Origin of the sequence: Streptomyces filipinensis, from assembly GCF_014649495.1 — a bacterium.
In the GTDB taxonomy this organism is placed as follows: Bacteria; Actinomycetota; Actinomycetes; order Streptomycetales; family Streptomycetaceae; genus Streptomyces; species Streptomyces filipinensis.
Map to the genome: position 1 here is coordinate 184117 of NZ_BMTD01000003.1, position 24119 is coordinate 208235.

The 24119-nt window shown below is 72.9% G+C and carries 20 protein-coding genes; 1 reads left to right on the forward strand and 19 read right to left on the reverse strand.

The window, feature by feature from the left end:
- Position 1: 1 nt before the first annotated feature.
- The 10 genes from IE244_RS09340 to IE244_RS09385 all read right to left on the reverse strand — a co-directional run bounded on the left by IE244_RS09340 (position 2) and on the right by IE244_RS09385 (position 13356).
- A complete protein-coding gene (locus IE244_RS09340; RefSeq protein WP_191872413.1) occupies positions 2–1186 on the reverse strand; it encodes a cytochrome P450 in 1185 nt (394 codons plus the stop codon).
- A complete protein-coding gene (locus tag IE244_RS09345) occupies positions 1183–1926 on the reverse strand; it encodes a TauD/TfdA family dioxygenase (protein WP_191872416.1) in 744 nt (247 codons plus the stop codon). Before IE244_RS09345 ends, IE244_RS09340 begins: the two co-directional genes overlap by 4 nt.
- A gap of 154 nt (positions 1927–2080) precedes the next feature.
- Positions 2081–4420 (reverse strand): SWIM zinc finger family protein, encoded by a 2340-nt coding sequence (locus IE244_RS41810; protein WP_229854022.1) that lies wholly within the window; start codon positions 4418–4420, stop codon positions 2081–2083.
- A 446-nt stretch (positions 4421–4866) separates the two neighbouring features.
- Positions 4867–7707 carry an SCO1167/SCO6262 family helicase gene (locus IE244_RS09355; RefSeq protein ID WP_229854023.1) on the reverse strand — a complete coding sequence of 947 codons (2841 nt, stop codon included), beginning with the start codon at positions 7705–7707 and terminating at the stop codon, positions 4867–4869.
- A gap of 97 nt (positions 7708–7804) precedes the next feature.
- Positions 7805–8386, reverse strand: a complete 582-nt coding sequence (locus tag IE244_RS09360) for a sugar kinase (protein ID WP_191872418.1) — start codon at positions 8384–8386, stop codon at positions 7805–7807.
- Entirely contained in the window at positions 8383–9528 is a 1146-nt protein-coding gene (locus IE244_RS09365) for an ROK family glucokinase (protein WP_031168406.1), read from the reverse strand. The genes IE244_RS09360 and IE244_RS09365 overlap by 4 nt, the downstream gene beginning before the upstream one ends.
- Positions 9529–9645: 117 nt before the next feature.
- Positions 9646–10416, reverse strand: a complete 771-nt coding sequence (locus tag IE244_RS09370) for an ATP-binding cassette domain-containing protein (RefSeq protein ID WP_191872420.1) — start codon at positions 10414–10416, stop codon at positions 9646–9648.
- Positions 10413–11444 carry an ABC transporter permease gene (locus IE244_RS09375; RefSeq protein WP_191872422.1) on the reverse strand — a complete coding sequence of 344 codons (1032 nt, stop codon included), beginning with the start codon at positions 11442–11444 and terminating at the stop codon, positions 10413–10415. Before IE244_RS09375 ends, IE244_RS09370 begins: the two co-directional genes overlap by 4 nt.
- A complete protein-coding gene (locus IE244_RS09380) occupies positions 11441–12445 on the reverse strand; it encodes a sugar ABC transporter substrate-binding protein (RefSeq protein ID WP_191872424.1) in 1005 nt (334 codons plus the stop codon). Before IE244_RS09380 ends, IE244_RS09375 begins: the two co-directional genes overlap by 4 nt.
- Positions 12446–12618: 173 nt before the next feature.
- The gene (locus tag IE244_RS09385; RefSeq protein ID WP_191872894.1) at positions 12619–13356 is read right to left on the reverse strand and encodes a GntR family transcriptional regulator; all 738 of its coding nucleotides are present in this window, start codon (positions 13354–13356) and stop codon (positions 12619–12621) included.
- Positions 13357–13486: 130 nt separating this feature from the next.
- Here IE244_RS09385 and IE244_RS09390 point away from each other — a divergent pair, with 130 nt between their 5' ends.
- Positions 13487–14509 carry a Gfo/Idh/MocA family protein gene (locus IE244_RS09390; protein WP_191872426.1) on the forward strand — a complete coding sequence of 341 codons (1023 nt, stop codon included), beginning with the start codon at positions 13487–13489 and terminating at the stop codon, positions 14507–14509.
- Positions 14510–14731: 222 nt separating this feature from the next.
- On the opposite strand, the gene IE244_RS09395 is transcribed toward IE244_RS09390, so the two are convergent.
- From IE244_RS09395 to allB, 9 genes are all read right to left on the reverse strand, one after another.
- Entirely contained in the window at positions 14732–15916 is a 1185-nt protein-coding gene (locus IE244_RS09395; RefSeq protein ID WP_191872428.1) for a cytochrome P450 family protein, read from the reverse strand.
- 72 nt (positions 15917–15988) lie between these two features.
- Positions 15989–16660, reverse strand: a complete 672-nt coding sequence (locus tag IE244_RS09400; RefSeq protein WP_191872430.1) for a response regulator transcription factor — start codon at positions 16658–16660, stop codon at positions 15989–15991.
- Between the two features lie 61 nt (positions 16661–16721).
- On the reverse strand, positions 16722–17939 hold the full coding sequence (locus IE244_RS09405) for a sensor histidine kinase (RefSeq protein WP_191872896.1): 1218 nt from the start codon (positions 17937–17939) through the stop codon (positions 16722–16724).
- 347 nt (positions 17940–18286) lie between these two features.
- Positions 18287–18682: a guanyl-specific ribonuclease gene (locus IE244_RS09410; RefSeq protein ID WP_191872432.1), complete on the reverse strand. Its 396-nt coding sequence runs from the start codon at positions 18680–18682 to the stop codon at positions 18287–18289.
- Positions 18683–18767: 85 nt separating this feature from the next.
- A complete protein-coding gene (locus IE244_RS09415) occupies positions 18768–19679 on the reverse strand; it encodes a DMT family transporter (RefSeq protein ID WP_191872434.1) in 912 nt (303 codons plus the stop codon).
- A gap of 91 nt (positions 19680–19770) precedes the next feature.
- Complete coding sequence (locus tag IE244_RS09420) at positions 19771–20397, reverse strand: dihydrofolate reductase family protein (RefSeq protein ID WP_191872436.1); 627 nt, start codon at positions 20395–20397, stop codon at positions 19771–19773.
- Between the two features lie 74 nt (positions 20398–20471).
- Positions 20472–21287, reverse strand: coding sequence for an AIM24 family protein (locus tag IE244_RS09425; protein ID WP_191872437.1), 816 nt, complete (start codon positions 21285–21287; stop codon positions 20472–20474).
- 134 nt (positions 21288–21421) lie between these two features.
- The gene (gene alc, locus IE244_RS09430) at positions 21422–22561 is read right to left on the reverse strand and encodes an allantoicase (RefSeq protein WP_373305733.1); all 1140 of its coding nucleotides are present in this window, start codon (positions 22559–22561) and stop codon (positions 21422–21424) included.
- 43 nt (positions 22562–22604) lie between these two features.
- Positions 22605–23945, reverse strand: a complete 1341-nt coding sequence (allB, locus tag IE244_RS09435; RefSeq protein ID WP_191872439.1) for an allantoinase AllB — start codon at positions 23943–23945, stop codon at positions 22605–22607.
- Positions 23946–24119 lie beyond the last annotated feature (174 nt).

The window sequence follows — 24119 nt, forward strand, 5'->3', positions numbered from 1 at the left end:
TTCAGACGAGGATGGGTACGGGCCGCAGTTGCGTGGCTCCGAAGGCCGGCGAGCGGCCCGTGCGGGCGAGGTTCACCTGTAGCTCGGGCCACTGGCGGTCGAGCTCACGCAGCAGCACGGCCATCTCCTGCCTGGCGAGGAAGGACCCGAGGCAGTAGTGGCCACCGCGGCCGAAGGACAGATGCCGCGCCGGCCCCCGCCGCACGTCGAAGCGGTCCGGTGCCGCGAAGCGGTCCTCGTCCCGGTTGGCGGACGCGAGGACCAGCATCACGCGGTCGCCGCGGTGGATCGTCACACCGCCGACGGTGATGTCCGCCAGGGCTCGGCGCGCGGCCAGGTGGAACGGCGCGTCGAAACGCAGTGCCTCCTCGACGGCGTCCGCGTAGGACACCTGACCCTCGCTCACCGCTCGGCGCTGGTCGGGGTGACGCTGCAGGGCGGTCACCGTGACGCCCAGCCCGTTGGACACCGGTTCCAGGGCGCCGGTGAGGAGCTGGGCGAAGGTGGCGCTGGTGGTCACCGGATCCCAGCCGCCGTCCCGCACGGCGGATCGCAGTGCCGGTGCCGCCAAGCCGTGACCGCGCGGCAGCACGGTCGTGCAGACGTAGTCCGTCAGGTCCTGGACGGCCCGCAGGGTGGAGCGCACGTCGTGCGGCTCGTGGGCGGACCGGTTCAGAAACGCCATCAGCTCCTCCGACCACCGGGCGACTTCGGCGAACTCCTCCGGTTCGACCCCGAGCAGCACGCTCACGGTCGCCCGCGCGAACGGGATCGTGAGGTCCGTCATCAGGTCCCGGCCGGCGGCGCGGAACGCGGTCACGGTATCGGTGCTGATCCGGTCCACCTCGCTCTGGAAGGAGGCCACGGAGGACGGTGTGAAGACGTGCCGCAACGTCTCGCGGACACGGGTCTGGTGGGGAGGGTCCGAGAACACCATCCAGCGGCCGAAGAAGTCGTGCACCCGGGCGGCGATGTCGCGTTCCGCCGGCGTACGGGTGAGCGTCTCGCCCTCGGCCGAGGCGGAGAGCCGAGGGTCCACCAGCAGGTCGAAGACATCGGCGTACCGGGTGACGTACCAGGCGCCTGTCGGCGCGTTCCAGTGCACGGGGTCGTGGCGCCGCAGAGCGGCGAAGAACGGGTAGGGATCGGTCAGAAAGGCCGCGTCGAGTATCTCCTCGGGGTTCACCGTCCGGAAAGGAGCATGCGCTTGAGGTGCCTTTCAGGATCGGAGAACGCGTTTCTGCCGTGCAGCATCCGCCAGTTGTCCCAGACCAGGATACAGCCGGGCTCGATTTTGACGGCGACCTGCTGCTCCCCGAAAAACTCTTTCACGTCTTCGAGTGCGGCATCGAGTAAACCGTCGTCTTCTCTCTCCACGTCGATGTAGTCATATCTCAGGATGTGACGCCCATCGAACTCTTCGAGGATGGGGTGGACGGCGCTCGAATAGTAACCTGATTGAATGATGCCGTCGGACGATTTCCACGTGTAGCGATTACTGTGCAGCGACCGCCGCGTCTCCTCCGAAAGGCTCTTCATCCACGCGTAGCCGTCTGCGAGCGTCGTCTCGCCGCCCCGTCCGCGCGCCTCCCTGACGCACCACAGCATGATGTACCGCGGGGGCGGCCCGGGGTGTTCGACGGCCTCCGTATGCGGAAGCAGGGCACCCATGTTTCCGGCATGGTAGATCGACTCTATCGTCGGATCAAGGCGTACGTCCCAGATGAGCTCGCCGTTGTGATGGGGAATCGGATTCCCGAGGCGAGCGGCGAAGGACGGATAGTCGAAGTCGCCCGGCGAGATGCCCCGGATGTACGAGTATCCGTTTTTGTCGAGTTGGGTTCGGATTTCATCCAGCTCGTCCGAGCAGAGGCTCGTCGAGGCATTCCGACTTATCGTGACGGCCGAGCGTAAATGCTGCGTCACGTCAATTCCCCCGTTCAATTGACACGCAATAACGCGACTCTAGGATTCACTGGCTGTCCAGTCAAGGGGAGCAGCACAACCGTGTCTTCTGTGTGCGGTTTTCCGGAAACCGCCGGTTTCGCGGTATCGGGCACCGCGCCGCCCGCGGTCTCGGTCAGGTGTCGTCCGGTGTGCCGAGACCCGTCAGGGCGCCCACCGGGTCGAGATCCGGGGTGCCGCGGGGCCACCAGTCGTCGTGGCCGGGTTCCGACTCGTAGGCATACCACAGCCCGTCACGGCCCAGGCGGAGCTGGACGTGGCCGCGCGGGTGGGTGAGGCGGTTGCGCCAGGGGCGGAACGCCGGCAGGTCGGCGGCGAGCAGCAGGGGGCGGGCCCGGTCGAAGCGGCCGGCCGGCGGATCCCACGGCTCCTCCAGTACGGCCAGGCCGGCAAGCCCGCCCTGACGCCAGGCTGCCACGGCACGCGCGAGGTCGGCCGGGGTGCGGTCGACGGCCGCGGCGAGCGTGGCGTAGAGCGTGCGGGTGCCGGCCGTGAGGCCGGAACCGGGGCGGGCGGCGGCCAGGCGCACCGCGTCCTGCCACAGGGTCAGTTCGCCGACCGGGTCGCGTCCGGTGCCGAGCAGCGCGTGGGCGCGGGCGGCGGCGTCCGTCGCCAGCTGGTCCAGCGCGAAGGGGTCCGGGCCGCCGGGTGCCGCCGGGTACACCGGTGGCTGCTCGGGGTGCGGGGGTGCGGGCAACGGCGGTGGCAGCGGCGGGAGTCGGCGCGGGGCGAGGGCGTCGGTGGCGCGCACGCCGGGCAGCGACTGCGGCTGCCGCTCCTGGACGGCGCGGGCCGCGCGGGCGGCGCTGCGCCGGGACAGCGCGTCGAGCAGGTTCTTCTCGCCCCGGCCGCGCAGCAGGAGCAGCACGAACGGGTCGGCGTCGAGCAGCCGTGCCGTCTGGTAGCAGAGCGCGGCCGCGTGCTTGCAGGGGTGTCCGGAGTCGGGGCAGCTGCAGCGCGGGGCGAGGTCGCCGGGGCCGGGCAGCAGGGGGACACCGCAGTCGGCGAGGGACTGGGGCAGTTCCTTGTCGAGCAGCGCGGCGATGTGCCCGGGGCGGTCGGCGGCCGCGTCCAGGAACCGCGCCCAGTCCTCGTCCTCCAGCGTGCGGAGCCGCACCTGGACCCGGTACGGCCGGGGGCGGCTTCCGCGCACGTACGCCAGCACGAGACCCGGGGTGACGGTGATCGCGTCGACGTGGCCCTGGTCCGCGTAACCGCGGCCGCGGGCCAGTCGCTTGGGGTCCAGCGCGCCCTGCTCCAGCGCGCCCACCCAGGCGTTGCCCCACCAGGTCCCGGCGAACGGGTCCCCCTCGGCACCCGCCGCGCGGGGCGGGAACGCCGGGAAGGTACGGCGCAGTTCGGTGTCGCGGTGGGGGGTGGCCATGGTGGACGGCACGTGGGGGGAGGCGGGGGTGGAGGAGGTCGGGGTGGTGCGGTGGGGGGTGGAGGGCTCGGGGGAGGTGGGGGGCGCGGTGGTGGGGCTGCCCGAGGAGGTGGGGTGCGGGGTGGAGTGGCTGGGGGCCGTGAGGGGCGCCGTGGAGCGGCTTGAGGGGGTGGCGGGGTCCGCGGAAGTGGGGTGCGGGGGCGTCGGAGGCCGGCCGGTGGGGATGGCTGACGCGGGCAGCGTGTGCGGGGTCGGCGGCTCGGCGGGCGTGGGGAGCGGCTCGGCGGGGTCGGTGAGCGGTGTGTGCGGGGGCGTGGTCGAGGGGGTCGCGCGGCGCGGTTCGGCGCCGTCGGTGCTCTCCGTGGTGTCACCGGTTCCGGTGGTGCTTGTGTCGTCCTGCGGTGTGTCGGACCACGCCGGCATCCGGAAGGCGTTCGCCAGGTAATGCCGCATGTCCTGGGCGGCCTTGATCCGGGTGGCCCGGGAGGCCGCGTCCGGGCCGGACGCGGACCCGGTGCGCGGAGCCGTCGAGCCGGGACTCCGCGTCGTGCGCGCTTCAAGGCGGCCATGCGGCTCCCCCGCCCCTGTCCCGCGCCGGGCGGCCTCGTCCGCCTCCGCCCGCAGCGCCTCACGCCGGGCCGCCCGCAGCGCTTCCCGGACGGCGTCGGCGGGGCGGGCGCCCGCCGGTGCGGCGGAGCGGGCCGGCGGCACGGTACCGACACGGTCCGGGGCGTCGTCCTGACCCGGACCGCCCGCACCGGCCGGCGCCGAAGCGGTGGCCGGGGAAGAAGGGGTGGCGGGGGAAGAAGGGGTGGCGGGCGGAGCGGAGGCCCGCTGCACGTCTTCGTCGCCCCGGCTCGGGGGCACGGCAGCCGTCGCGGATTCGCGCTCGCCGCGCCGCGCGATCACCGCGGCCCGGAGTGCCGCACGCGCCGCGTCGCCGGGCCTGGGGCCGGTGACCGCAGGCCGTGCCGACGTCGCCTCGGCCACCGCGTCCGTCGCCCCCGCCGCGCCGGAGCCGGTTGTCTCGGGGGCGCCCGCCGCCGCTTGCGCGACAGCCGCCTCGCCCACGCCCGCCGCTCGCTCGACGGCCTCCGCCGGCGCCTCCTCGCCACGCCGGACAGACGCGCCGAACACAGCCGCCGACGCCCGCGGCACCGCCCCCTCGGACTCGCTCTCCGCGCGCTGAGCGGTGCCTTCGGACCTGCTCTCCGCTCGCGAGCCCGTGTCCGCGAACCCTCTCTCCGCCGGCTCCGCCGACCCCCCTGCCACACCTGGTGCGCGCTGAACCGGCGCCGCCGAGGCACCGGGAGCAAGGTGAACCGCCCCCTCCGAGGCGTCCGCCCCAGCCTGAAGCGGCCCCACAGGCGCCCCCGGCCCCTCCTGAGCCGCCCCCGCAGACATGCCCTGTCCCTCCGGTGCCGCTGCCTGCGATGCCTGAGGTGTCCGCTCGGCCCGTGCCCGTGCCGCTCGCAGGGCGCGGCGGGCGGCGTCGCCTGGGCGGGGGGTGGCGGCCGTCATGCGGTCCTCCGCAGGGAGACGAGGTCGGACAGCTCGCGGTCGGTCAGTTCCGTGAGGGCCGCCTCGCCGGAGCCGAGGACGGCGTCGGCCAGGGCGCGCTTGGCGGCGAGCATCTCGGCGATGCGGTCCTCGACCGTGCCCTCGGTGACCAGGCGGTGGACCTGCACGGGCTGGGTCTGGCCGATGCGGTACGCGCGGTCGGTGGCCTGTTCCTCGACGGCGGGGTTCCACCAGCGGTCGAAGTGGATGACATGGCCCGCCCGGGTGAGGTTCAGGCCGGTGCCCGCCGCCTTCAGGGACAGGACGAGGACCGGGGTCTCACCGTTCTGGAAGCGGTCCACCATGCGCTCGCGCTCCGGGACGGGTGTGCCGCCGTGCAGCAGGTCGACCGGGATGGCCCGGGCGGACAGGTGGGCGGTGATGAGGCGGGCCATGCCGACGTACTGGGTGAAGACGAGCGCCGAGCCGTCCTCGGCGAGCAGGGTGTCCAACAGCTCGTCCAGCAGGGCGAGTTTGCCGGAGCGGGCGGCCGGCCGACCGGCGTGCGTCTCCTCCTTCAGGTACAGCGCCGGGTGGTCGCAGATCTGCTTCAGCGCGCCCAGCAGCTTCAGGACCAGACCCCGGCGGGCGATGCCCTCGGCGGTCTCGATGGCCAGCATCGACTCACGCACCACCGCCTCGTACAGCGCGGTCTGTTCGCGGGTGAGCGGCACCGGGTGGTCGGTCTCCGTCTTGGGCGGCAGTTCGGGGACGATCCCCGGGTCGGACTTCTTGCGGCGCAGCAGGAACGGCCGGACCAGACGGGCGAGGCGGTCCGTGGCCTCCTGGTCCTCGCCGTTCTCCACCGCCCGGGCGTGCCGGGCGCGGAAGGACTTCAGGGGGCCGAGGAGTCCGGGGGTGGTCCAGTCGAGGAGGGCCCACAGTTCGGAGAGGTTGTTCTCGACCGGGGTGCCGGTCAGGGCCACGCGGGCGGGGGCCGGGAGGGTGCGCAGCGCCTTGGCGGTGGCCGAGTAGGGGTTCTTCACGTGCTGGGCCTCGTCGGCGACGACCATGCCCCAGGGCTGTTGGGCGAGGCGGGCCGCGGTGGAGCGCATGGTGCCGTAGGTGGTGAGGACGAAGCCGCCGTCCAGTCCGTCCAGGGTGCGATCGGGGCCGTGGAAGCGGCGGACGGGCACGCCGGGCGCGAACCGGGTGATCTCCCGCTGCCAGTTGCCGAGCAGCGAGGCCGGGCAGACCACGAGCGTCGGTTCGGTGCGGGCGCGCTTCAGGTGCAGGGCGATGAGGGTGACGGTCTTGCCGAGGCCCATGTCGTCGGCGAGGCAGCCGCCGAGGCCGAGGGAGGTTATGAGGTCCAGCCAGGCCAGACCGCGCAGCTGGTAGTCGCGGAGGGTGGCGGCGAGGGCCGGGGGCGGGTCGGCGGGGCGCAGGCCCGCGGTGAGCCGGTCGCGGAGCGCGGCCAGCGCGCCGACCGGGACGGCCTCGACGGTCTCGCCGTCGACGTCGGCGGTGCCGGTGAGCGCGACGGACAGCGCGTCCACCGGGTCGAGCAGGCCCAGTTCGCGCTTGCGGGCCTTGCGGACGAGTGCCGGGTCGACCAGCACCCAGCGGTCCCGCAGCCGTACGACCGGGCGGTGGGCCTCGGCGAGGGCGTCCATCTCGGCCTCGCTGAGCGGATCTCCGCCGAGCGCCAGCTGCCAGCGGAACTGGAGCAGGTCCTCGCTCTCGAAGAAGCCGGTGCCGTCGGTGGCCGAGCCGGGCGCCGGGCGGACCACGGCGGCGGCCGTGAGGTCGCGGGCGAGGTCCCGCGGCCAGTGCACGGCGACCCCGGCGGCGGCCAGCCGGGTGGCCCCGACGCCGAGCAGGTCGCCCAGCTCCTCCTCGGACAGGGCGAGCACACCGGGCACGTCGTGCTCGGCGAGCCGGTCCAGGGGCGGCCACACGCGTGCCGCGCGCCGCACGGCGAGGGCGGCGTCCACCCGCGCGCGGGGCCCGAAGGCCGGGTCGGCCTCCCCCGCCCACAGGGCCGCCGCGTCGGCCACCAGGGTGGGGTCGGCGAGGCTGTGCACCTGCACGATGGCGGCGCCCGCGGCACGGGCGCCGTCGTGTTCGCCGGCGTCGAAGACGTCGTACGCGGACAGGTCCAGGCGCAGCGAGATCCGGACGCCCGCGTCCATGCCGGCGGCGACCTCGGCCGCCCACTCCTGGGCCTGGGGCAGCGCCACCGGCTCCCGGGCGGCGAAGGGGCGGCCGCAGGTGAACGGGGCGGCCGGGGTGCGGGGCAGGGTGTCGGCGACCGCGTCCAGGAAGGAGCGGACCAGGGCCTCCGGCTCGGGCAGCCGGAGCGGGCCGGGGTCCGGGAGCGGCACGGCGTGGCCCTCCGGGGGCAGCGCCGCCGCCACCGCGCGCAGGTGGGCGATGTCGTCGGGTTCCAGCGGGCCGGCCCGCCAGGCGTCCTGACCGCCGGGGGTCAGGCCGGGCAGCAGGCGGCCGCGGGCGACCAGCCGGAGCGCGTGCAGCGCGGCGGCGCCCCAGCAGGCCGTGGCCGGATGCGCGGCCGGGTCGCGGCGGGCCCGGACCAGCAGCGGCAGGGCCTCGTCGAGCGGCAGGGTCAGCGCGGGCACCTGCCGGCGGCGCACACCGGCACCGTGCCGTCGTACGACCGTGAGCTCGGCGGTGCCGCCCTCGACGGAACCGCCGTCGGGGTCCCAGAAGGCGACGCGGCCCTCGCGTGGGAGGGGCGCGGGCAGGAAGACGGAGGCGAGGCGCACCGAGGCCGGGTCCCCGGCCGGGCCGGAACCTCCCGTGTGCTCGGCCACCGCGGCCGTGCCTGCGCTCATACGTCCTGCCACCTCCCGCCCGTGTGCCGGATCAGACGTCTTCGACTCTACGGGCGGGGTCTGACAATCGGTCCCGGGGACCGGCCGGGACCGGTGTTCACGGCACCGTGCGGGAGACGACGTAGACCATCGGGTTCTGCGGGTCGGACATGTTCACGACCACGTCCTGGGTCGGCGCAGGGTTCTTCTGCTCGTGGGTCAGTCCCCACCAGGGGCCGGGCCCGGTGAAGTGCCAGCCGCTGACCTTCTGGTCGCGGGTGCCGATGGCGATGTCGCCCTTCGTCAGCTTGTCCCGGCGCGTGCCCGTGGTCTGCAGGAAGCTGTCCAGGCCGGCGGCGTTGGTGTGGAACTGCACGTAGAGACGGCTGGTCTTCCAGTTGTTCGTCTCGTAGGAGGCGACCTGGTCGGCCGGGTGCGGGACGGTCACCTGGTAGAGGCGGCGCTGCACCTTCGACGGCCAGCCCGGCGTCAGGCCGGTCGCCGAGTACTTCGCCTCCTTGTCCTTCCCGCTGTCACGGCTCTGGTTGGCGGAGATCACCAGGTAGCCGGCCGGGACACCGATCAGCAGGCCGATGATCAGCAGGGTGAGCGCCCGGCGCCTGGCCTTGTGCCCGGAGTTCTCGGCGGGCCGGTGCGGCTCGTCCGGCGGGGCGGCCTGGCGGGGCAGCGACGCGGTCATGCGGTGTCCTGGTCGCGGCGGGCCTGGGCGTAGCGCTCGTAGCGCTCGTAGCGCTCCACCCGGCGGCGCTTGGCCCGGCGGAACCGGCGGGCGACCAGCCGGGCCAGGTCGGCGGCGCCGACCATGCCGGCCTCGGGGCCGAGCTGGGCGCGGGTGATGCGGGCCTCGGGGCGGTAGCCGCGGCCGGTGAGGTGCCGCTTGAAGGCGTCCCGGGCCGGGCCGATGAGCAGGTCGTCGGCGGCCGAGACCCCGCCGCCGATGACGAAGCAGGACGGGTCCAGGGCGGCGGCGAGGTTGGCGATGCCGACGCCGAGCCACTGGCCGATGTCCTGGAGCAGCTCGACGCACATGGCGTCGCCCTCGCGGGCCAGCTCGGTGATCATCGGGCCGGTGATGTCGTCGACGTTGCCCTTGACGTGCTCGATGATCCCGTAGGCCACCGGCGAGTCGGCGGCGGCCAGCTCCTTGGCCTCGCGGACCAGCGCGTTGCCGGAGCTGTACTGCTCCCAGCAGCCGCGGTTGCCGCACGGGCAGCGGTGCCCGCCGGGGACGACCTGCATATGGCCGAACTCACCGGCGACGCCGAACTTGCCCCGCTTGACCTGACCGTCCTCCAGGATGGCGCCGCCGATGCCGGTGCCGAGGGTGATCATGACGAGGTGGTCCTCGCCGCGGCCGGCGCCGAAGCGCCACTCCGCCCAGGCGGCGGTGTTGGCGTCGTTGTCCACGAGGACCGGCACGGAGAGGCGACCGCTCAGGCGGTCGCGGAGGGGCTCGTTGCGCCAGGACAGGTGGGGCGCGAACAGGACGCGGTTGCGGTCGGCGTCGACCCAGCCGGCCGCGCCGATGCCGACCGCGTGCACGTCGTGCCGGTCGGACAGGTCCAGGACCAGTTCGACGATGGTGTCCTCGACGACCTGCGGGCTCTTGGACTTGTCCGGGGTCTCCGCGCGGAGCTTCTCCAGGATGTTGCCGTCGGCGTCCACGACGCCCGCCATGACCTTGGTGCCGCCGATGTCGATGCCCACCGTCGGCACCCGGGGTGCCGTCAGGTGGGACCGGCGCTCTCTTGTGCCGACGGTGCGCAGGACCGGGGCTCGGCGGGAGCCGATGGGGGCCGTGAGGTCGCGGTAGGTGCTCATCGGGCTCGATTGTGCCGCACGCTCTCGCCGCGTGCTGCGCGCGGGCGGGGGGAGGGGGTGCGCGACCGTCGCCCGGTGCGGGTGCGCCGTGGCCTGTCGCGTGGTTCCCCGTGCCCCCTAGTTCCGCCGCAGTTCATGGCGTAGAGCGTCCAGGTCGGAGCCGCCGGCCATCTGCTGGGTCAGTTCGTCCAGCGTTATTTCGTCTCGTGTGTAATTGCCCACCATCGTGCCGCGCCGGAGCAGAACGAAACGGTCACCCACCAGGTACGCGTGGTGCGGGTTGTGGGTGATCAGCACGACGCCCAGGCCCTCGTCGCGTGCCGCCGCCACATACTTCAGCACCATTCCGGACTGCTTCACGCCCAGTGCCGCCGTCGGCTCGTCCAGGACCAGGACCTTCGCGCCGAAGTGGACCGCGCGGGCGATCGCCACGCACTGGCGTTCGCCGCCGGACAGGGTGCCGATGGGCTGGTCGACGTCCCTGAGGTCGATGCCCATGCGGAGCAGTGCCTCGCGGGTGGTGCGGCGCATGAGGCCGGTGTCGAGGCGCTTGAAGGGGCCGACGCCCTTGCGGGGCTCGGAGCCCAGGAAGAAGTTGCGCCAGACCGGCATCAGCGGGACGACGGCCAGGTCCTGGTAGACCGTGGCGATGCCCCGGTCCAGGGCCTCGCGCGGGGAGGCGAGGTGCGTCTCCTCGCCTTCGATGCGCAGGGTGCCGCCGTCGTGGCGGTGCAGGCCCGCGATCATCTTGATCAGGGTCGACTTGCCCGCGCCGTTGTCGCCCAGGACACAGGTGATCCGGCCCGCGTGGACCTCCAGGGAGACGCCTTCCAGGGCGCGGACGCCGCCGTAGTGCTTGCTGACGCCGGTCAGCTCCACGAGTGTCACTTGGTCGCCTCCGCGCGCTTTTTGACCCAGGCGTTGAGCAGGGTCGCGAGGAGCAGCATCGCTCCGAGGAAGAACTTGAACCAGTCGGGGTTCCACTCGGCGAAGACGATGCCCTTGCTGGTCATGCCGAAGAGCAGGGCGCCGACGGCGGAGCCGATGGCGCTGCCGTAGCCGCCGGTGATCAGGCAGCCGCCGATGACGGCCGCGATGATGTAGATCAGCTCGTTGCCGACGCCCTCGCCGGACTGGACGGCGTCGAAGGAGAAGAGCAGGTGCTGGCCGGAGATCCAGGCGCCGAACGCCACGCCCATGTAGAGGCCGATCTTGGTCCTGGCGACCGGGACGCCGACCGCGCGGGCCGCGTCCTGGTTGCCGCCGACGGCGAAGATCCAGTTGCCCGCGCGGGTGCGCAGCAGGATCCAGGAGGCGAGGGCGACCAGGCCCAGCCACCACAGGATGGTGACCTTGAAGTCGACACCGCCGAGGGTGAGGGTCGAGGCGAAGACGGCGTGGGCGCTGGGGAAGCCCTCCATGTCGGCGATGGTCTTGGTGGAGACCGTGCCGTCGATCAGCTTGGTGAAGCCGAGGTTCATGCCGGTCAGCATCAGGAAGGTGCCGAGCGTGACGATGAAGCTGGGCAGCCTGGTGCGGGTGAGCACGAAGCCGTTGAAGGCGCCGATCGCGAGGGTGACCAGGAGGGAGACGCCCGCGCCCACCCAGGTGTTCGCCGTCATCTGGTAGCTGAACATCGAGGAGACCAGCGCCGACGACGTCACCAGGACGCCCGCCGACAGATCGAACTCGCCGCCGATCATCAGCAGGGCCACGGGTACGGCCATGATGCCGATGGTCGAGGACGCGTACAGGACCGTGCTCAGGCTGGAGGCGCGCAGGAAGCCGTCGGCGGCGACGCCGAAGAAGACGAAGACGGCGAGCGCGCCGACCACCGAGCCCAGTTCCGGGCGGGAGAGCAGCAGCCTGCGCAGCGGCGAGCTCCGCAGAATCCTTTCATCGGCGGTCTGGGTCATCGCGTGCCCCGCTCGGTGTACTCGGCCAGCGCGGCGGCCTGGTCCTTGGTGATGATCTGCGGGCCGGTCAGGACCGGCTTGCCGCCGCCGAGGACGTCGCCGTTGTACTTGTAGGCCCACAGCAGGTCGACCGCCTCGTAGCCCTGGAGGTACGGCTGCTGGTCCACGGCGAAGCCGAGGGTGCCGTCCTTCAGCGAGGCGGCGACCTTGGCGTCGAGGTCGAAGGTGTCGATCTCGGCCTTGCTCCCGGCGTCCGCCCTGGCCTTCACGGCGGTGTCCGCGTAGGGCGCGCCGAGGGTGACGACGGCGTCGAGGGACGGGTCGGCCTGGAGCTTGGCCTCGACGGCGGACTGGACGTCGGGCATGTTGGTGCCGTTGACGTAGAGCTTCCGCAGGGTGCCGTGGAAGGTCTTGGCGACGCCGTCGCAGCGCTGCTCGTGGCCGACGTTGCCCTGTTCGTGCAGCACGCACAGGGCCTTCTTCTTCCCGCGCTTGTCGAGCTCGTCGCCCACGGCCTCGCCGGCGATGGTCTCGTCCTGGCCGATGTGGGTGAGCGCGCCGAAGGCCTTGGACTCCTCGGAGCCGGAGTTCACGGTGATGACCGGGATGCCGGCCTTCTCGGCGCGGGCCACGGCGGCCTTCATGGCGTCGGGCTTGGCGAGGGTGACGATGATGCCGTCGACCTTCTTGTCGACCGCAGCGTCCACCAGCTGGGCCTGCTGCTGGGCCTCGTCGTCGTGCGAGTACAGGAAGTTGATGTTGTCCTTGACGGCGGCCTGCTTGGCGCCGCTCTGCACGATGTCCCAGAAGGTGTCGCCGTCTCCCGAGTGGGTGATCATCGCGAAGGTCCAGCGCGGGGTGTTCACCGCCGCCCTCCCCTGGGCCGCGGCGGCCTTGCGGGCGTCCTCGGCCCGCTTGCCTCCGGTGCTGCTGCACGCTCCCAGGGACAGCGAGAGTGCCCCCGCGAGCGCGATGCCTACCCAGGTCCGAAACCGTGCCACGAGGCAGTGCCCCTTCTTGCTGTGTTCTTGCTGCGTTCCGACGGACAGAGGGACCGCCGATCGCCTCGGCGGCCCCAAACGCTCCAGTATCGAACACGGGTGACAGTCATGACACAGCAGGGATCACCGACCCCGTCCGGTTGTCCGGACATTGCGACGAACCGGGGGTGCCGTCAGGGCCGGACGAGCAGCTGGAACTCGAAGGAGTAGCGGGTGGGACGGTAGGTGTGGTCACCGAACTCCACCGCGCGGCCGGTGTCGTCGAAGGTGGTGCGCTGCATGGTGAGCAGCGGGGCCCCCTCGGACTCGCCGAGCCGTTCGGCCTCGGCGGCCGTGGCCCCGCGGGCGCCGATGGACTGGCGGGCGCTGTGCAGGGTGATCCCGGCGGAACGCATCAGCCGGTACAGACCGGTGGCCTCCAGCTGGCCGGTGTCCAGGTCGAGCAGGCCGGGCGGCAGGTGGTTGACGAGGTACGCCATCGGCTCACCGTGCGCGAGACGCAGCCGCTCGACACGGTGCACGTCGCTGCCCTCGGGGACGCCGAGCGCGGCGGCGACGGCGGCGGAGGCCGGCAGGACGGTGTTGACCAGGACCTTGGTCGCGGGGCGCTGACCGGCCGCCTCCAGGTCGTCGTAGAGGCTGCTCAGCTCCAGCGGGCGCTTGACCTGGCTGTGCACCACCTGCGTACCGACGCCGCGGCGGCGCACGAGCAGCCCCTTGTCGACGAGGGACTGGATGGCCTGGCGGACGGTCGGCCGGGACAGGCCGAGCCGTGCGGCCAGCTCGATCTCGTTGCCCAGCAGGCTGCCCGGGGTGAGGCTGCCGTGCTCGATGGCGGCCTCCAGCTGCTGGGAGAGCTGGAAGTACAACGGCACCGGGGAGCTACGGTCCACACGGAGGTCGAGCGACACGGTCGGGTCCACATCTGGTTTCGGCACGGCCCCGAGCGTAGTCCCGTGATCGGTTGACGGGAAGTTGTGTAGTCCGGTTGTCCGGACATACACATTGACAGGGTACGGGGTCGGCCCTCACTTTGTTTCCATGCGCATCGGGGTCATCGGTACGGGCCGCATCGGCACCCTTCACGCGAGAACGCTCAGCCGCCATCGCGAGGTGGGTTCGCTGATCCTGACGGACGCGGATCCCGCGCGGGCGCAGGGACTGGCCCACCGGCTGGGCGAGACGGCGGCGCCGGGGGTGGACGAGATCTTCACCTGGGGCGTGGACGCGGTGGTGATCACCACGGCGACGCCGGCCCATGCCGAACTGATCGGCCGGGCGGCCCGCTCGGGCCTGCCGGTCTTCTGCGAGAAGCCGATCGCGCTCGACCTGCCGGGCACGCTGCAGGCGCTCGCCGAGGTGGAGTCGGCCGGAACGGTCCTGCAGATGGGGTTCCAGCGGCGCTTCGACGTGGGGTACGCGGGCGCCCGCGAGGCCGTGCGCTCGGGACGGCTCGGCCCGCTGCACACCGTGCGCGCGATGACCTGCGACCAGTCCCCTCCCCCGGCCGAGTGGCTGCCGCTGTCCGGCGGGCTGTTCCGGGACACGCTGATCCACGACTTCGACGTGCTGCGCTGGGTGACGGACCGGCAGGTGTCCGAGGTGTACGCCACGGGCACGGACGGCGGCCTCCCGCTGTTCCGCGAGGCCGGTGACGTCGGCACGGGCGCGGTCCTGCTCACGCTGGACGACGGCACGCTCGCCACGGCGACGGCGACCCGGCTGAACGGCGCCGGCTACGACGTGCGCATGGAGCTGGCCGGGGAGCGGGACACGGTCGTGGTGGGCCTGGACGACCGTACGCCGCTCGCGTCCACCGAGCCCACCGGTCCGCCGCCCGCGGACAAGCCGTGGACGGGTTTCCTGGAGCGGTTCGGACCCGCGTACGAGGCGGAACTGAACGCCTTCGTCGACGTGATCCGCGGCGAGCGCCCCAACCCCTGCGACGGCCACGAGGCCCTGCAGGCCCTGCGGATCGCCGAGGCCTGCGAACTCTCCCGGCGCGAGCACCGCCCGGTGCCCCTCACCGACATCCCGGACCACCCGCGCCCGTCCGACGGCTGACCCCGAAGACCGCAGCGCCCGCGCCCGCCCGGCGACCGGCCCCGAGGACCGGGCCGTCGGCCGGGCCGGTCCGGGAGACCGGGGCACCGGACACGGCGGCCGCCTGGGGCGGCCCCTGCCGGGTGAGCCCGCCCCGGTTTCCGGTTGCCCTCCGGCGGGGTGGTCCGAGTCGCCCCCTCGGCTCGCGTGGGCGGACGGCTCCGCGGCCCGGAGTGTGCGCGGTTACCAGCGCACCGGCAGGCTGCGCATTCCTCTCATCAGCAGGCCGGGGAGCCACTCGCCCGGTGTGCCGTCGAGCGTGAGGCCGGGGGCGCGGCGCAGGAGGGTGCCGATGGCCGTGCGGCCCTCCAGCCGGGCCAGGGGGGCGCCGAGGCAGTAGTGGATGCCGTGCCCGAAGGCGAGATGGCCGCGGGTGTCGCGGCGGATGTCGAAGCGGTCCGGGTCGTCGTAGCGCTCGCCGTCGCGCTGGGCGGCGGTGAGGCTGATCACCACATGGTCGCCCCGTTCGAGGGGCACACCGGCGATCTCCAGGGGCTCGGCGGCGAACCGGTAGGTGGCGCTCTGCACCGGGCCCTCGTAGCGCAGCATCTCCTCGACGGCGCCGTCCAGGAGGCTGGTGTCGGCGCGCAGCGCGGCGAGTTGGGCGGGGTGGGTCAGCAGGGCGTGGACGCCGTTGCCGATGAGGTTGACGGTGGTCTCATGGCCGGCGATCAGCAACAGGAAGGCCATGCCGCGCAGTTCCTGCGCGGAGAGCCGGTCGCCGTCCTCCGCGGTGGTGCGGATCAGATCGCTGAGCAGGTCGTCGGTGGGGCCGGAGCCGCGCTTGTCCTCGATCAGCTCGGTGAGGTACGCGCCGAGGCGGACCACCGCCTCGTACCCCGTCTGCTCGTTGGTCGGCGCGACCACCTCCGTGGACGTCTTGCGGAACTCCTCGCGGTCCATGTCCGGGACGCCGAGGAGTTCGCATATGACGGTGATGGGCAGCGGGTAGGCGAGGGAGGCGATGAGGTCGGCGCGGCCGGCCGGGAGCATCTCGTCCAGCAGCTCGTCGGTGACCTGCTGGATCCGCGGGCGCAGCTGCTCCACCCGGCGCATCGTGAACGCGCGGGTGACGAGCGCGCGCAGGCGGGTGTGCTGGGGCGGATCGGTGGCCAGCAGATGCTCGCCGATCATCGCCTGGTCCATGACGGTCACACCGATCTTGCTGGTGTCCTTGGCCAGCCGCTGGTCGGCCAGGGCCGCGCGCGCCTCCTCGTACCCCACGACCAGCCAGGCCAGGTCCTCCCAGTCCGGCAGCTGCACACGGTGGACGGGGCCCTGCTCGCGCAGCCTGGCGTACACCGGATGGGGATCGGTGCGCAGCGCGTCTCCGTACTCCCGCAGATCGACCACGTGTTGCCTGTCCATCGGTCCCCTTCCGGACTCCCCCGAGGCTCGCCGGGCACCTCCCGGTACCGGGACAACGCGCGGTGTACGGGCTTAGTGCCCGTCCCCGTCGGCCAGTCCCGCGTCGTAGGCCAGCAGCGCGATCTGCACGCGGTTGTCCAGGCCGAGTTTGGCGAGGATGCGGGAGACGTGCGTCTTGACGGTGGCCACGCTCATGAACAGTTCGGCGGCGATCCGGGCGTTGGCGAGGCCGCGGCCGACGGCGACGGCGACCTCGCGTTCGCGGTCGTTGAGGACGGCGAGCCGCGCGCGGGCGCGTGCCTGGCGGGCGTCGGCGGCGCCGCCGGCCGCGTGCCGCATCAACTGCCGGGTGACGGCGGGCGACAGGACGGGGTCGCCGGCCGCGACCCGGCGCACGGCGTCGACGATCTCGGCGGGCGGGGTGTCCTTCAGCACGAATCCGGCGGCGCCGGCGCGCAGGGCGCGCAGCACCTGCTCGTCGGCGTGGAAGGTGGTGAGCACCACGACCTGCGGGGCGTCGGTCCGCGCGCGCAGCCGCTCGGTCGCGGTGAGTCCGTCCACCGAGGGCATCCGGAGGTCCATGAGGACGACGTCCGGCCGGGTGCGCGCGACGAGTTCCTCGGCCTGGGCGCCGTCGGCGGCCTCGCCGACGATCTCGATGTCCTCGGCCCCGCCCATCATCAGGGCCAGCCCGGCCCGTACGAGCGGGTCGTCGTCGACGAGGAGGAGTCTGATCGGCGTCATGGGCCTTACGTAACCACGGGGTGGGCGGGCCGCGGGGTCCGGCCGGCGTACGACGGCGGCGTCAGCGCGCCGGTGCGGTCTGTGCCCACGGCAGCCACGCCCGTACCGTGAAGCCCCCGTCGGATGTGCGGCCGTGCTCCAGCCGGCCGCCGGTCAGGGTCGCACGTTCGGTGAGGCCGATCAGGCCCTGGCCGGAGCCGGGGACGGGCGCCGGCTCCTGGGTGGGCGGCGGGTTGGTGACCGCGAGGGTGAGGCCGTCGCCGGGTGTGCCGGTGAGGCTGAGCGTGACCGCGGCGCCGGGGGCGTGTTTGCGGGCGTTGGTGAGGGCTTCCTGGGCGATCCGGTAGGCGGTGCGGCCGACGGAGGCCGGGACGGTGGCCGGGTCGGCGACGCGGTGGTCCAGCTCGACCTTCATGCCCGCCTCCCGGCACTCGGCGACCAGGGCGTCCAGCGCGGCCAGCGTCGGGCGCCGCTCGCCGGCCGACTCCTCGGACTCGCCGGCCCGCAGCACTCCGATGATCTCCCGCAGATCCTGCAGCGCCTCGTGTGCGCTCTCCCGGATCACCCCGGCCGCCCGGGTGATCTCCTCGCCCGGTGCGTCCGGCCGGAACTCCAGGGCGCCCGCGTGCACGCTGAGCAGGGTGAGCCGGTGGGCGAGGACGTCGTGCATCTCGCGGGCGATGGCCTCGCGGGCCAGGCGCTGGGCCTGTTCGGCGCGCAGCCGTGCCTCGGTCTCCGCCCGGTGGGCCCGGTCCCTGAGGCTCAGCATCAGCATCCGCTTGGAGCGGACGAACATGCCCCAGCCGATGAGGGAGACGGAGAGCAGGGTCGTGAACACGACGGCACCCACGAAGTGCAGATCGCGGTCCGGGCGCAGCCAGTAGTAGACGGGGACGAGGGCGAGGTCGACACCGCCGATCCAGGCGACGTGGCGGAAGGGCCGGTGCACGGCGAGGGTGAACAGGGCGACCGCGGCGGCCCCGCCCGCGGAGGAGGACACGAAGCCGACGGCGACCATCGCGGCGGCCAGGCCGGCCGGCCAGCGGCGGCGCAGCCAGACGGCGCCGCAGGACAGGGCGCCCAGCAGCACGTCGGCGACGGCGAGGCTCCGGGGCACGTCCGGGTGCCGGAGCAGGCTGACGGCGTCCGCCAGGAACAGCAGGAGGGCCGCCAGGAAGCAGCAGGTGTCGACGACCCAGTCCCGTGCGGTGCGCCGGGGCGGCCTGCCGTCGGGGCCGGCGTCCGGGTCGAGCCCGTGCAGCAGGGCGGAGGGCAGCATCCAACGGCGAAGACCCGCACCGCTCGGCACGGTGTGGCCGAGCCCGTTCTCTGTCACGGTCGACCAATCTATGCGGGTTGCGGGGTGCCGTCCGCACCGCGCGCACGTTCGGCTACCAAAGTCGCGCACGCGTGGACTTTCGGCGGACGCCCACCGTGTCCCGCCGTCCGGGATGCCGGCCGCGGGCCCGCTCCCCGGACGGCGGCGGGCCGCCGGGACGGCTCCCGGCGGCCCGCCGGTGACGTCGTGCTCACGCCCTGCCCGCGGCCGCCGGTGGGGGGCGATCACGGGGCGGGGCGTTTCACGTCACGGCTGTCGCGCTGTTCCTCCAGGTCCCGCCGACCGGTTCAGCAACCGAAGTCGACCAGCCGGAACGTGGCGTAGTGGTCGGAGGTGTAGTAGTCCTCCTGGGACTCCTCACCGGTGACGATGCGCCGGGCACCGCGCGTGGGCGAGCCGGGGGTGATCACGGTGTACTCGTGGTAGTAGCCGGACGACTGGCGGGGCAGGACGCCTTCGCGGTTGGAGAAGACGGTGCCGTCCTGCGAGTAGGGGAAGGGTCCGCCCTGGTCGATCAGGTCCAGGGTGTCGTGGGCCTGTGAGGGGAGGGCGCCGTAGCAGATGCTGCCGACCGACGCGGCGGCGGCGTCCGCCGTGGTGGCGGTGACGGTGCCGCCCACGAGGAGGGCGGACAGCAGGGCGGCTGCGGCGCCGATACGACTGGCGCGTGGGGGGATTCTCATGGCTTCATGATGACGCGCGTAGACGTTGTCATGTCAACGACAAAGTTGAAATTTCTCCCGTCAAGTCCGATGAGTTCTCGGGAAGTTAACCTGCCGCTCGGCGTCCCCACGCGGTCCCCACCAGCACCAGCGCGCCGCCCGCGAGCCCCGGCGCGCCGAGCCGTTCCCCGCCGAGGGCGATACCGGCCGCGGCGGCCCACAGCGGCTCGGTGCCGAGCAGCAGACCGACCCGGGACGGCGAGGTGCGGCGGACCGCCCACATCTGCACGAAGAAGGCGAACACCGTGCACAGCGCCGACAGGAACAGCAGCCCCGCCCAGTCCCGCGCGCCGAACGCCGCCGCGGCCGTCCAGGGCGCGGGGCCGCCGCAGACGGTGGACAGGACGGCGAAGACGGCGACGGACGCGCCGAGCTGGACCGTGGTGAGCGGCAGCGCGTCGGCGCCCTGTACTGCCCTGATCCGGGACATGGCGAGGACGTGGAGCGTGCGGGCCAGCGCGGCGAGCAGCATCAGCAGGTCGCCGGCGCTCGGCCGGGTGAAGCCACCGCCCTGGGTGAGCAGCACCACGCCGAGCACGGAGAGCAGCGCCGCGCCGAGGAAGCCGGGGGTGGGCCGGGTGCGGGTGACGGCGGCCTCGGCGAGCGGGGTGAAGACCATGGTGAGGCTGATGATGAGCCCCGCGTTGGTCGCCGAGGTGTGCACCACCCCGTAGGTCTCCAGCACGAAGATCCCGCTGAGGACCAGCCCGAGCAGGGCCGCGCCGCGCCACTGGGCGGCGGTCAGCGCGCGCAGGGCGCGACGGGCGATGACGGCCAGGACGGGCAGGGCGAGCGCGAAGCGCAGCACCAGGACGGCCGGCACCGTACGGGCGGTGGTGATGTCCTTGGCCGCGAGATAGCTGGCACCCCAGCAGACCGCGACGAGCAGTACGGGCAGGTCGGTGTGCCAGGCGCGGCGGGGCGCGGCGGCGGCACCCGGTACGGCGATCGACGACATGGGGGCGGCTCTCCCGGTCTTCGGCGGGGGTGCGCAGACGTCGGCGGCTCGCACGGGGCGCGCTCACCGTACCGGCGGTGACGATCTTCGGCTAGGCGTTTTCCGGGAGCTCGTACGAGCCGTACCGCGGCCTTCCCGCCAGGTCGTACGACTGGAGGGAGACACCGGCGGGGGTGACGCGGCCGGCGGTGTGTGTGAAGGCGGTCGGTACGGCGCCCTCGGTGAACAGGCGCAGGCCGGTGCCGAGCACCACCGGGAAGGTGGCCAGGTGGAGGGTGTCGACGAGGCCGAGGTCGAGCAGGGAGCGGACCAGGGCGCCGCTGCCGTGGATCTGGAGCTCGCCGTCGGTGCGCTCCTTGAGAGCGGTGACCTCCTTGGCGAGGTCGCCGCCGATGACGGTGGTGCCGGACCAGCCGGGGTCGGTGAGGGTGGACGAGGGGACGTACTTCGGCAGGGCGTTCAGCCTGGTGGCGATCGGGTCGGCGGGGTCGGTCATCCTCGGCCAGTACGACGCGAAGATCTCGTACGTACGGCGGCCGAGCAGGAACGCGCCCGCGCGCGCGAAGACCTCGGTGACGAACCGGCCGAAGTCGTCGTCACCGTAGGTGAAGCTCCAGCCGCCGTGCTCGAAGCCGCCCCGGGTGTCCTCCCGGGGGCCGCCGGGTGCCTGGTAGACGCCGTCGAGGGTGACGAAGACGGTGGAGACGAGCTTGCCCATGGCGGGTGCCTTCTTTCCGGGGGCGGGGTCTGTGTCATCAGCTCAGACCCCGCACGCACCCACAACTCATCGGTTCAGCCGGAGTGTGTCGAGAAGAGGCCTCCCGTCGGGCCCTGCTTGTCGCCGCCCTGGGCCTTCTTCAGGGCGTTGGCGAGGGACTCGATGGTGAGGGACTGCAGGATCACCCGGCCGTTGCCCTCCAGGGTGGCCAGGGACAGGCCCTCGCCGCCGAACACGGCGTTCATGATCCCCTGGCGGTTGAGGCCGCCGACGCGCTGGACGCCGTACTGGATGCCCTCCTCGAAGGCGACCACGCAGCCGGTGTCCACCTCGATGCGGCCGCCGAAGTCGGCCGGGTTGAGGTCGATGAAGTTGCCCGCGCCGGCGATGATCACCGTGCCGTACCCGGTGAACTTCTCCAGGATGAAGCCTTCGCCGCCGCTCATGCCGGTGCGGCCGCCGGCGAAGGCGATACCGAAGTCGACGGTGGACTCGGCGGCCACGAAGGCGTCCTTCTCGGCGAACCACGCGCGTGTGCCGTCGAGTTCCAGGGCGCGCATCTCGCCGGGGAGCACGCCGGCGAAGCCGACCGTGCCCTCGCCGCCCTGGGAGGTGAAGTACTGGAACGCCAGGGACTCGCCCGCGAGCATCCGCTGGCCGACCTGCATGGCGGTGCCCATGGCCTGGCGCAGCAGCCCGCCCATGCCGCCCCCGCCGCCCTGCCCTTGCTGCCCGCCGTTGCCGGAGGGGCCGGACAGGCGCGTCTCCATGGTGACGTTCGTCGTCTTGAACAGGAACTTTCCGGCCTCGCAGTACACGGTCTGGCCGGGCTGCAGGTTGACGACCGCCATCTGCATGGCGTTGCCGACGATCTCTTGCTGAAGGGTCACGTGGAGAAGAACGCGGGAGGCGGACCGGTAAGTTCCAGGGACCGTGAAGCCGGGGCGTCAGCCGGGTCCGTACGGGTGACACGCGGGGCGCCCCGGTGCTGTCCGGGCCGGGGCGCCCCACGCGCGCGGGGGGGTCAGCCGCCCAGTTCCTGGTGCCGGGCGGCGTGCTGCGCGGCGCCCTGCTCGGTCAGCGAGCCGAACAGGCGCAGGCGGGAGATGCCGCCGTCGGGGAAGATGTCGATCCGCGCGTGCGTGCCGACGGCCGGCTCCGGGAGCACGAAGCGGTGGCTGGTGTCGGGCTGCAGGCGGGTGCGCGGCAGGATCTCGGTCCACTCGCCGTCCGCGCCGTCCTTGACGGAGACGGAGGCCCAGCCGGCGCTGTTGCCCTTCAGGTAGGCCGTGTCGATCTCGATCGCACGGATGTGCGACTGGGCGGCCAGCTGGTAGCGGATCCAGTCGTTGCCCTGGTCACGGCGGCGGCGGGTCTCCCAGCCGTCGTCCATCTTGCGGGAGCGGCCCGGCTGGATGGTGTTGGTCGCCGGGGAGTAGAAGAGGTTGGAGGCGTCCTCGACCCGGCCGCCGTTCTCCAGGGCGACCACGTCGAAGGTGCCGAGGACCGCGAGCCACTCCGGGTCGGGGACGACCTCGCCGTACACCCGCAGCCGGGCGATGCCGCCGTCGGGGTGCTGGTTGACGCGCAGGTGCGTGAAGCGCTGTTCGACGGTGACCTCGAAGCCGTTGGCCGCGTGGCCGCCGACGGGCGTGCGCGGGACGAGCGTCGTCCATTTCACGTCGTCGCCCAGCAGCTCCTCCGGGGACGGGGAGCCGGGCACGGAGGTGGCCTCGACGGAGACCGCCTGGGGGTAGTTGCCGCGGAAGTGGGCGGTGTCGACGACGATCCCGCGGATCACACCGGGGGCGCCGAGCCGGACCAGCGCCCAGTCGTGGTCCTCGGCGGTGGGCCACGGGTGCGCGGCGGAGACGCCGCGCCGGCGGCGGGTCTCCCAGCCGTCCATGATCTTGCCCTTGTGCCCGAAGTGCTCGGGGTCGAACTCGGCCCGCTCGGGCACCAGGAGGTTCTCGCGCTGGGCGAAGAACTCGTCGTTGGCGGCGATGACCCCGGCGCCGAGCTGCCGGTCGGCGAGGTTGGCGTACTGGGTGAAGGGGAAGTCGGCGGTGCGGTAGTCCGCGTACGGGTCGCCGCCTCCGTAGGGGTTCGCGTCGCCGGTGAAGCGAGCCGGTGAAGATTGATGCAGCGCCGTCACGGTGATCAGGGGGTCCTTTCCGGAGTCGGCCGGGTGTGGATGCGGGAGTGGCTTACTGGGGGCGGGCGAGCAGCGCGCCCTTCGGCTCGGTGAACTCGCCGCCGTTGACGATGCGTTCGCCGCGCAGCCAGGTGGACTTCACGACGCCGTACAGGGTCTTGCCGGCGTACGCGGTGACCCGGTTGCGGTGCTGGAGACCGGCCGGGTCGACGGTGAAGGTCTCGTCGGGGGCGAGGACCGCGAAGTCGGCGTCACGGCCGGGTGCGATCGCGCCCTTGACGGCGTCGAGGCCGGCCAGGGCCGCGGTCCGGGCGGACATCCAGCGGACCACGTCCTCCAGGGTGTGGCCGCGCTTGCGGGCCTCGGTCCACACGGCGGAGAGGCTGAGCTGGAGGCCGGAGATGCCGCCCCAGGCGGTGGCGAAGTCGTCGGTCTTCAGGTCGGCGGTGGAGGGCGAGTGGTCGGTGACGACACAGTCGATGGTGCCGTCGGCCAGCGCCTCCCACAGGAGGTCCCGGTTGGCGGCCTCGCGGATGGGCGGGCAGCACTTGAACTCGCTGGCCCCGTCCGGGACTTCCTCGGCGGTCAGGGTGAGGTAGTGCGGGCAGGTCTCCACGGTGATCTGCACGCCCTCGGCGCGGGCGGCGCGGATCAGCGGCAGCGCGTCACCGGAGGACAGGTGCAGGACGTGCACGCGCGCGTGGAGACGGCGGGCCTGCGCGATCAGGTTCGTGATGGCGGTGTCCTCGGCGTCACGCGGGCGGGAGGCGAGGAAGTCGGCGTACCTGGGGCCGCCCTGCTGCGGGGCGGCGGCGAGGTGGTGCGGGTCCTCGGCGTGCACGATCAGCAGTCCGCCGAAACCGGCGATCTCCGCCAGGGACTGGGCGAGCTGCTCCTGGCCGAGGTGCGGGAACTCGTCCACGCCGGACGGGGACAGGAACGCCTTGAAGCCGAAGACACCGGCGTCGTGCAGCGGGCGCAGGTCCTTGACGTTGTCCGGCAGGGCGCCGCCCCAGAAGCCGACGTCGATGTGCGCCTTGTCGCGGGCCACGTCCTGCTTCACCCGCAGGTTCCCGGTGGTCGTGGTCGGCGGGAGGGAGTTGAGCGGCATGTCGATCAGGGTGGTGATGCCGCCTGCCGCCGCCGCCCGCGTGGCGGTCCAGAAGCCCTCCCACTCGGTGCGGCCGGGGTCGTTGACGTGTACGTGGGTGTCGACCAGGCCGGGCAGCAGGACCTGGTCGTCGAGCTCCTCCAGCCGCGCGCCGGCCGGGACCTCGGCGTCGTGCGGCAGGACGGCAGTGATCTTCCCGGCGGACACGGCGACCGCGGCGGCCCGTGTCCCCTCCGGAGTGATGACGCGCGTCGAGCGCAGGACCAGTTCAGCGTCGGACACCCGAACCCCTCTCTGTACCGCCGTTTTACGCCCAGGAAACGGGATTTACACTCACGTAACGGATTTCAACGTTCTGTTGAAGGAGTCTTCACTCCCACTTCTCCGCCGTCAAGGGGCACACTTCTGGTCAGCACACGACCGCACACACTCTGGACGTTTCCACAAAGCGGAATT